We start from the raw sequence: 6,722 nt of genomic DNA, 5'->3' as shown, positions 1-6,722 counted from the left end.
CCCGTGAGGGGGACCCCGGGCCTTCGCCCGAAGAGGGGTCGGAGGCTGCCGTTGGTCTACGCCTGCGAAATACTGACCGAGCTGCGGAGATGACAGCTCCTGGCGGAAACTTTCATGAACGGGAAACCGGGCAGGGGTGCTGACGTGCACGAGGACGGAAACGGCGACGGGCATCGGGGCGAACCGGCGCCGACGCCGAGTGGTGTGGACCACGGCGCGGAGCGGCGGTCGGAGCGGCCGGAGCGGGAATCGGAACAGGGCCCGGATCCGGTCGTGCACCGGGAGTTCCTGGCCCTGGAGCGCGAGCTGACGATGTTCATGCGCCGGGCGCGGGCCAACCAGGGCGAGATGGCCCGCGAGGTCCACCCCGACCTGGAGTCGTCGGCGTACGGGCTGCTGGTGCGGCTGGACGAGTGCGGGCGGCAGCGGGCCACCGACCTCGCCGGGTACATCGGCGTCGGCAAGGCCACCATGTCCCGCCAGCTGCGCGCCCTCGAAGACCTCGGCCTGATCGCCCGCGAGCCCGATCCGGCGGACGGCCGGGCCTGGCTGGTCCATCTCACCGAGGAGGGCCGCACCCGCGTCGGCCGCGTCCGCGAGGCCCGCCGTGCCCGCTATGTCAGCAAGCTCGCCCACTGGGACCGGCACGAGGTGTCGGAACTGGCGAGGCTCCTTCAGCAGCTGAACCGGGGCATGGAGAAGTAGGGCGGACCGGGGCGGAGACGGAGGCCCGCCCCAGGGCTCCACCCAGAGTTCTGCCCAGGGCTCCACGCGCTGCTCCACTCAGAGTTCCACGCGCCGCTCCACTCAGGGCTCCACGCACTGTTCTGCTCAGGGGCTCCACCCAGAGCCCCCTCAGAACTCCACGAAAACCACCGTCGCATCGTCATGCGTCTTGCTCCGCCGCAGATGCACCCGTTCCTCCGCGTCGGCCCGCTCCCGTGCCCGTACCTGGTCGATCAGGGACTGGGGGCCGTTCTTGCGGACGTGGAGGAACAGGTCCGTCCAGTCGCCCTCGCGGAACGTCTCCGTCCAGCGGGTCGCGCCGTCGGTGAGGGCGGCCAGCGAGCGGACCGCGGAGCGCGGCAGCGTCCCCGTCACCGCGCGGGCCGCCACCGAGGGATCCGCGGCGGCCGTGAAGAAGCCGCCCTCCTTGTTACGGAGAGTGGCGTCGGTCGCCGCCGCCGAGGTCAGGGTGGACCGGGGCACCCGGTCGAGCCGGTCGTCGAGGACCGGGGTGACCAGGCCATCGGGCGACTCCAGCAGCAGTGCCGAGTCGGAGAGCACCAGGTATTCGACCTCCGTGGCGGACCAGCGGACGGTGACGACCGTTGCCTGTGGGGTGCGAGGGTGAGAAAGGTCACAGGTTTCGGCGTGTGCGGAAGCGGTACGCGCGATGGCGAGCGACAGGGCTTCCGCAAGGGGGACATCGGTGAGTGAAACGGTCAGCTCGGTCAATGCCCCGCCCAGGCGCGCGGTGTACCAGGGGACGGAGTGCGCGCACCCCGTCCCGTCCGACGGTGGTGTCACCCCGTCGAGCACCACGAGCGAACCGCCCTGTCCGTGGGCGGGTAGTCCGACACTCGCGAAGTCCTCGTTGGGCCGCGCCCGCTCACCGGGCTCCGATACCAGTTCCGTACGCATCCCGTCAGTCTGCACCACGCCTTCACAACCTGCGCGAATGGGCGACAACGCCTGCCCAGACGGCACGGCGGCGCAGGTCAGCCGCCGGTTTTGCGAGTAAATGCGGTGATCCGGGAACTGGTGACGGCGAATCCTGTCAAAGTGCGTCCCGCACGTCCAACTGGGGCGCGGGACCCACCCCTCCGCACAGGCCGGAGGAACTTGCCCGCCAACTCCCCTCCGATGTTCACTCCTTCGGGTGGCGGGTCCGATGATGCGCGACCACCATCCAGCGGCACTGGGAGGGTCGGTCACCGAAACCGGGTGAGGTCACACCAGTTGCACCGAATTGACGGAACGTCACCCGGCCGAACGTCACCCGGCCCTTTGGGTACAGCGAGTCAGGAATGCGAGCACCGGTGCAGAAGAAGCGGCTTCGGCGCGCAGGCAAGCGGACGGCCCCCACGGGAGGTCAGGAGTACCCGCCCGGCACCATCGCCGGGGGATCCGCGGGCCCGGCCGGCCCGGCCGTCGGACGCGGGCGGCCCACCCATGTACGCAACCGGCTGATCATCGCCGTGGCCGTGGTCGCCGCGGCGGTCGCCGGTGCGGGCACCCCCTCGGTGCTCGACGCCTCCGGCCGGCTCAGCGACACCCAGGACCTGGTGACGCTGGCCGCGACGACCCAGAGCGCCCTCACCCTGGCCCACTCGCTCGCCGACGAGCGCGACGAGGTCACCTCCTTCGTCGCGGCCGGCCGCGACGAGTCCATGGCGCCCTCCGAGCAGCACAGCGCCCGCGTGGACCGCCAGGTCGCCGAACTGCGCGCCGACCCCGGCACCCCGGCCGCGCTGCGCGAGGACCTGGACAGCATCGCCGGTGTCCGCCGCACCGCGCTCACCGGCAAGAACACCGCCATCGAAGCGCACCAGGCGTACTCCGACGCCATCGCCGGACTCCACCAGCTCGCCGAGGACCTGGCCGAGGACCTGCCCCCACGGGCCGGGTCCGGCGGCTACGCCCTCGCCGAACTCGACACCGCCGTCCAGCAGGCCGCCGCCACCCGGGGCCTGCTGCTGGCCGCGCTCAGCGTCCCGACCACCACCGAGACCACCTACGACCCCTACACCGGTCTGCCCATCGAGACCACCGTGTCCTCCGAGGAGGACACCGAGGTCCGCGACGCGCTCACCGCCGCCGCCCAGCAGGCCCGGCTGCGCTCCGACGCGGCCCTCGCCGGCTTCCACGAGAGCGCCACCGAAAGCGCCAAGACCTCCTACGACTCCACCCTCACCGGCACCGAGGTCAACTCCGCCGACAAGTTCCTGGCCGACCTCACCGACCAGCCCACGCTCGGCGATGGCGAGCTGTCCACCGCCGCCGACGAGCTGGACACCGCCCTGTCGGCCCGGATCGAGCTGATGCGCGGCGTGGAGTCCGCCCTCTACGAACGCCGGACCACCGATCTGGAGGCACTGCGCGACGACGATGTCACCGCGCTGGAGATCCGGATCGCCGCGCTCGGCGCGCTGCTGCTGCTCACCATCGGCATCGCCACCGCCATGGCCCGCACCCTCACCCGCCCGCTCGCGGTGCTGCGCCTCGGTTCCGCCCGGCTCGCCGAGGCCGATGACCCGCGTGCCGTGGAAGCGGTGAAGTTCACCGGCCGCAACGACGAGTTCGCGCAGGTCGTCCGGTCCGTCAACACCCTGCACGCCCAGGCCGTCGCGCTGCACGAGCGGATCGCCACCCTGGAGTCCGACCGCAAGCACCTGGTCGCCCAGCGGCAGCGGATGGCGGACGCCCGCGAGGAACTGCGCGGCGAACTCGCCGACTCCTCCGCCGCCCTGGAGCGGCTGCGCGGCACCATCGGCTCCACCTTCGTCAACCTCTCGCTGCGCACCCTGGGCCTGGTGGAGCGTCAGCTCGCGGTCATCGAGGGACTGGAGGACCGCGAGGACGACCCCGACCGGCTCGCCACCCTCTTCAAGCTCGACCACTTCGCCACCGTCATGCGCCGGCACAGCGAGAACCTCCTGGTGCTGGCCGGTACCGAGCATGTCCAGCACAGCGCCGGACCGGTCCCGCTCGTCGATGTCGTCCGCGCCGCCGTCAGCGAGATCGAGCGCTACGACCGGATCCGCATCGCCGCGTTGCCGCCGCACGCGCATGTCGCCGGGTTCGCCGCGGACGACCTCTCCCATCTGCTGGCCGAACTCATGGAGAACGCCACCGCGTTCTCCCCGCCCGAGATGCCCGTCGAGGTCTCCGGCTGGCTGCTGGAGAGCGGCGAGGTGATGCTCTCCGTGCAGGACGAGGGCATCGGCATGACCGAGGAGCGGATGGTCCGGCTCAACACCCGGCTCGGCGAGTTCGACCCCGACTCGCCCTACGAGCAGGAGGGCGACGACGGTCTGGGGCTCGGCCTGTACGTGGTGGCCCGGCTCGCCCACCGCCATCAGGTGCGGGTCCAGCTCCGGGAGCAGAAGCAGGGCGGCATCGCCGTCGTCGTGGTGCTGCCCGGGACACTGCTCGCCGATCCGCGCCCGGCCGCCGTCCCCGCCCCGGCGCCCGGCGCCGACGCCAGCGGGACCTTCACCCTCCCCGGCGCCGACGCCGAGGCCAACTCCAACGTCCTGCACGGCCGCCGCACCGAGGCCGCTGACCCCCTGGTCGCCCTCGCGGAACAGGCGGTGGCCGCCGCGACGCCGGACGAGCTGGAACCCGTACGGGACGAGCCGCCCACCCCGGACGGCTCGGACACCCCGGACGCCCCGGACGACGCTACGGACACCGCCGCGCCGGACGCACCGGAGACCGGCGAACCGGAAACCGCCGTCCAGGAAACCGCCGTACCGGAAGCCGCCGTACCGGAAGCCGCCGTACCGGAAGCCGCCGTCCAGGAAACCGCCGTACCGGACATCGCGCCGGACGCCGACGGCCTCGTGGGGGAGCACGTACGGCAGCACCTGCGGGAACGGGAGCGCGTACGGGAGTCCGTGCCGGAGCCCGTCGTCCCGGCGCCGCTGCCGGTGCGCAAGGTGGTGCGGGAGCCCAGTCCCGCCGCCGAGACCACGATGGAGCTGCTGGCGCCCGAGCCGCTGGAGGAGCACGCGGCCCCCGCGTCCGATCCCTACGCCATCGGGCCCGACACCCACGAGCGCGCGCCCGATGTGCGGCCCCACGGCGATCCGGGCGATGCCGAGGAGCCCGTCACCGACAAGGGGCTGCCCAAGCGCACCCCCAGGATCACCGCCCCGCAGGCCGCGCCCCGGCCGCGCACCGGTTCCGTCGACGCGGAGGCGCTGCGGCGGCGGCTCGGCGGGTTCCGCAAGGGGGCCGAGGCCGGGCACCGGGACGTGACGGTGGAGATCGCCGAGCAGACGGCCCGCACCCGGACATCCGACGCGGGATCCGACGCAGGACACACAGAGGCCGAAGAATTCACGGGGGGCACCGTCGAGGAGGCAAGCAGTTGACCGCGCCCAGTACGTTCGGACTGAGCAGTGAGGCCCGTAATCTGCACTGGCTGCTGACCAACCTCGTCGAGGAGGTGCCCGGCATCCTCTCTGTCGCGGTGGTCTCCTCCGACGGGTTGCTGCTGCTCTCGTCCGACCCCGGGAGAAACGCGGAAGCGCGGGAGGCGCGGGAGGAGCGTCCCAGTGGGCCGCGCGGCTCCGCCGCCGACCTCGCCACCATCGTCTCCGGCATCGGCAGCCTCACCGTCGGCGCGGCCAAGGTGCTGGACTTCGGCGGGGTGAAGCACACCATGATCGCGATGGCCGAGGGCAGTGTGTTCATCATGTCGATCAGCGATGGCTCGCTGCTCGGCGTGCACGGCTCCGCGAGCTGCGACATGAGCGTGGTGGCCTACCACATGGCGCTCTTCGTGGGCCGCGCCGGACATGTGCTGACCCCCGAACTCCGCAGCGAGCTGCGTAAATCCCTGGAGTCCGAGTCCGAGTCCGAGTCCGGATCCGATCCCGGGTCCGGGGCCAGGCCCGAGCTGGCGGAGCGTGAGCGATGAGTGACGGCGGGCACGAGAAACTCCCGGTGCGCGGCGGCGACCGCAAGGCCGCCCGCGTCCGGCCCTACTCGCTCACCGGCGGCCGGACCCGCTTCGGGCATGTCCTGCTGGTGGAGACGTTCGTGGCCAGCACGGAAGCGCTGGAGGCGGGCGAGGAACGCAAGGAACTCACCAAGGGCTCCCTGGCCGGGGTGATGCCGGAGATGCGGGCCATCGTCGAACTGTGCCGCCGGATGCGTACGGTGGCCGAGATCGCCGCGCTGCTGAAGATGCCCCTCGGCGTGGTCCGGGTGCTGCTCAGCGACCTCGCGGACCAGGGAAAGATCCGTGTGTACGGAACCGGGACCGGCCATGGCACGGGCCGGCCGGAGCGCGCGCTGCTGGAAAGGGTGCTGAGTGGACTCCGTCGTCTCTGACGCCGCCTCGGGCGTCGCTCCGCTCCTCGAAGAGGACGGTCCTCTGCGGTCCTGGGAGACCGACCGCACCCGGGCCCCCATCGCCACCAAGATCGTGGTGGCCGGGGGGTTCGGGGTCGGCAAGACCACCCTGGTCACCTCGGTCTCGGAGATCCCGCCGCTGCTGACCGAGGCGCTGATGACCGAGGCGAGCGAGGAGACCGACGATCTCACCGCCACGCCCGGCAAGCTGACCACCACGGTGGCCATGGACTACGGCCGGATCACGCTGGACGACGATCTGGTGCTGTATCTCTTCGGCACCCCCGGCCAGCAGCGGTTCTGGTTCATGTGGGACGACCTGGTGCGCGGCGCGGTCGGTGCCGTCGTGATGGCCGACACCCGCCGCCTCAAGGACTGTTTCCCGGCCCTGGACTACTTCGAGAGCTGCGGGCTGCCCTACGTCGTCGCGGTCAACCACTTCGACGCGAGTGAGCTTTTCGAACCGGATGATGTGCGGGAGGCGTTGACGATCCCCTCACACATCCCTGTAATGATCATGGACGCGCGGCGCCGGATCTCCGTGATCGAGACCCTTCTGGCTCTCGTCGGCCACGCGCTCGACGAAACACCCGAGTAGACCGGCCTACCCCATAGGCCCGACCCAGGGAGCCAGC

General features: G+C 71.7%; 6 protein-coding genes. 5 read left to right on the top strand and 1 reads right to left on the bottom strand.

Features of this window, described 5'->3' with window-relative positions; translation table 11 throughout:
• Positions 1–144: 144 nt before the first annotated feature.
• Positions 145–705 carry a MarR family winged helix-turn-helix transcriptional regulator gene (locus ACFXAZ_RS26375; protein WP_384596072.1) on the top strand — a complete coding sequence of 187 codons (561 nt, stop codon included), beginning with the start codon at positions 145–147 and terminating at the stop codon, positions 703–705.
• 150 nt (positions 706–855) lie between these two features.
• On the opposite strand, the gene ACFXAZ_RS26370 is transcribed toward ACFXAZ_RS26375, so the two are convergent.
• On the bottom strand, positions 856–1,644 hold the full coding sequence (locus ACFXAZ_RS26370) for a protein phosphatase 2C domain-containing protein (RefSeq protein ID WP_384596069.1): 789 nt from the start codon (positions 1,642–1,644) through the stop codon (positions 856–858).
• 386 nt (positions 1,645–2,030) lie between these two features.
• On the opposite strand from ACFXAZ_RS26370, the gene ACFXAZ_RS26365 reads away from it, so the two are divergent.
• From ACFXAZ_RS26365 to ACFXAZ_RS26350, 4 genes are read left to right on the top strand one after another with little or no spacing between them, the layout of a single operon-like run.
• On the top strand, positions 2,031–5,102 hold the full coding sequence (locus ACFXAZ_RS26365; protein ID WP_384596066.1) for a nitrate- and nitrite sensing domain-containing protein: 3,072 nt from the start codon (positions 2,031–2,033) through the stop codon (positions 5,100–5,102).
• Positions 5,099–5,650, top strand: a complete 552-nt coding sequence (locus ACFXAZ_RS26360) for a roadblock/LC7 domain-containing protein (protein ID WP_384596064.1) — start codon at positions 5,099–5,101, stop codon at positions 5,648–5,650. Before ACFXAZ_RS26365 ends, ACFXAZ_RS26360 begins: the two co-directional genes overlap by 4 nt.
• A complete protein-coding gene (locus tag ACFXAZ_RS26355) occupies positions 5,647–6,066 on the top strand; it encodes a DUF742 domain-containing protein (RefSeq protein ID WP_384596061.1) in 420 nt (139 codons plus the stop codon). The genes ACFXAZ_RS26360 and ACFXAZ_RS26355 overlap by 4 nt, the downstream gene beginning before the upstream one ends.
• Positions 6,047–6,685: an ATP/GTP-binding protein gene (locus tag ACFXAZ_RS26350; RefSeq protein WP_384596058.1), complete on the top strand. Its 639-nt coding sequence runs from the start codon at positions 6,047–6,049 to the stop codon at positions 6,683–6,685. Before ACFXAZ_RS26355 ends, ACFXAZ_RS26350 begins: the two co-directional genes overlap by 20 nt.
• Positions 6,686–6,722: the final 37 nt, after the last annotated feature.

It is taken from the genome of Streptomyces sp. NPDC059477 (assembly GCF_042749375.1).
GTDB lineage: Bacteria > Actinomycetota > Actinomycetes > Streptomycetales > Streptomycetaceae > Streptomyces.
Note: the sequence above shows the minus strand (reverse complement) of the source record. Positions and strands in the feature narration are given on the sequence as shown.

What these genes read in the sequence shown, in the direction of transcription:
- ACFXAZ_RS26370 (WP_384596069.1), bottom strand. Translation starts at nt 1,644, where the DNA reads ATGCGTACGGAACTGGTATCGGAGCCCGGTGAGCGGGCGCGGCCCAAC.
- ACFXAZ_RS26365 (WP_384596066.1), top strand. Translation starts at nt 2,031, where the DNA reads ATGCGAGCACCGGTGCAGAAGAAGCGGCTTCGGCGCGCAGGCAAGCGG.
- ACFXAZ_RS26355 (WP_384596061.1), top strand. Translation starts at nt 5,647, where the DNA reads ATGAGTGACGGCGGGCACGAGAAACTCCCGGTGCGCGGCGGCGACCGC.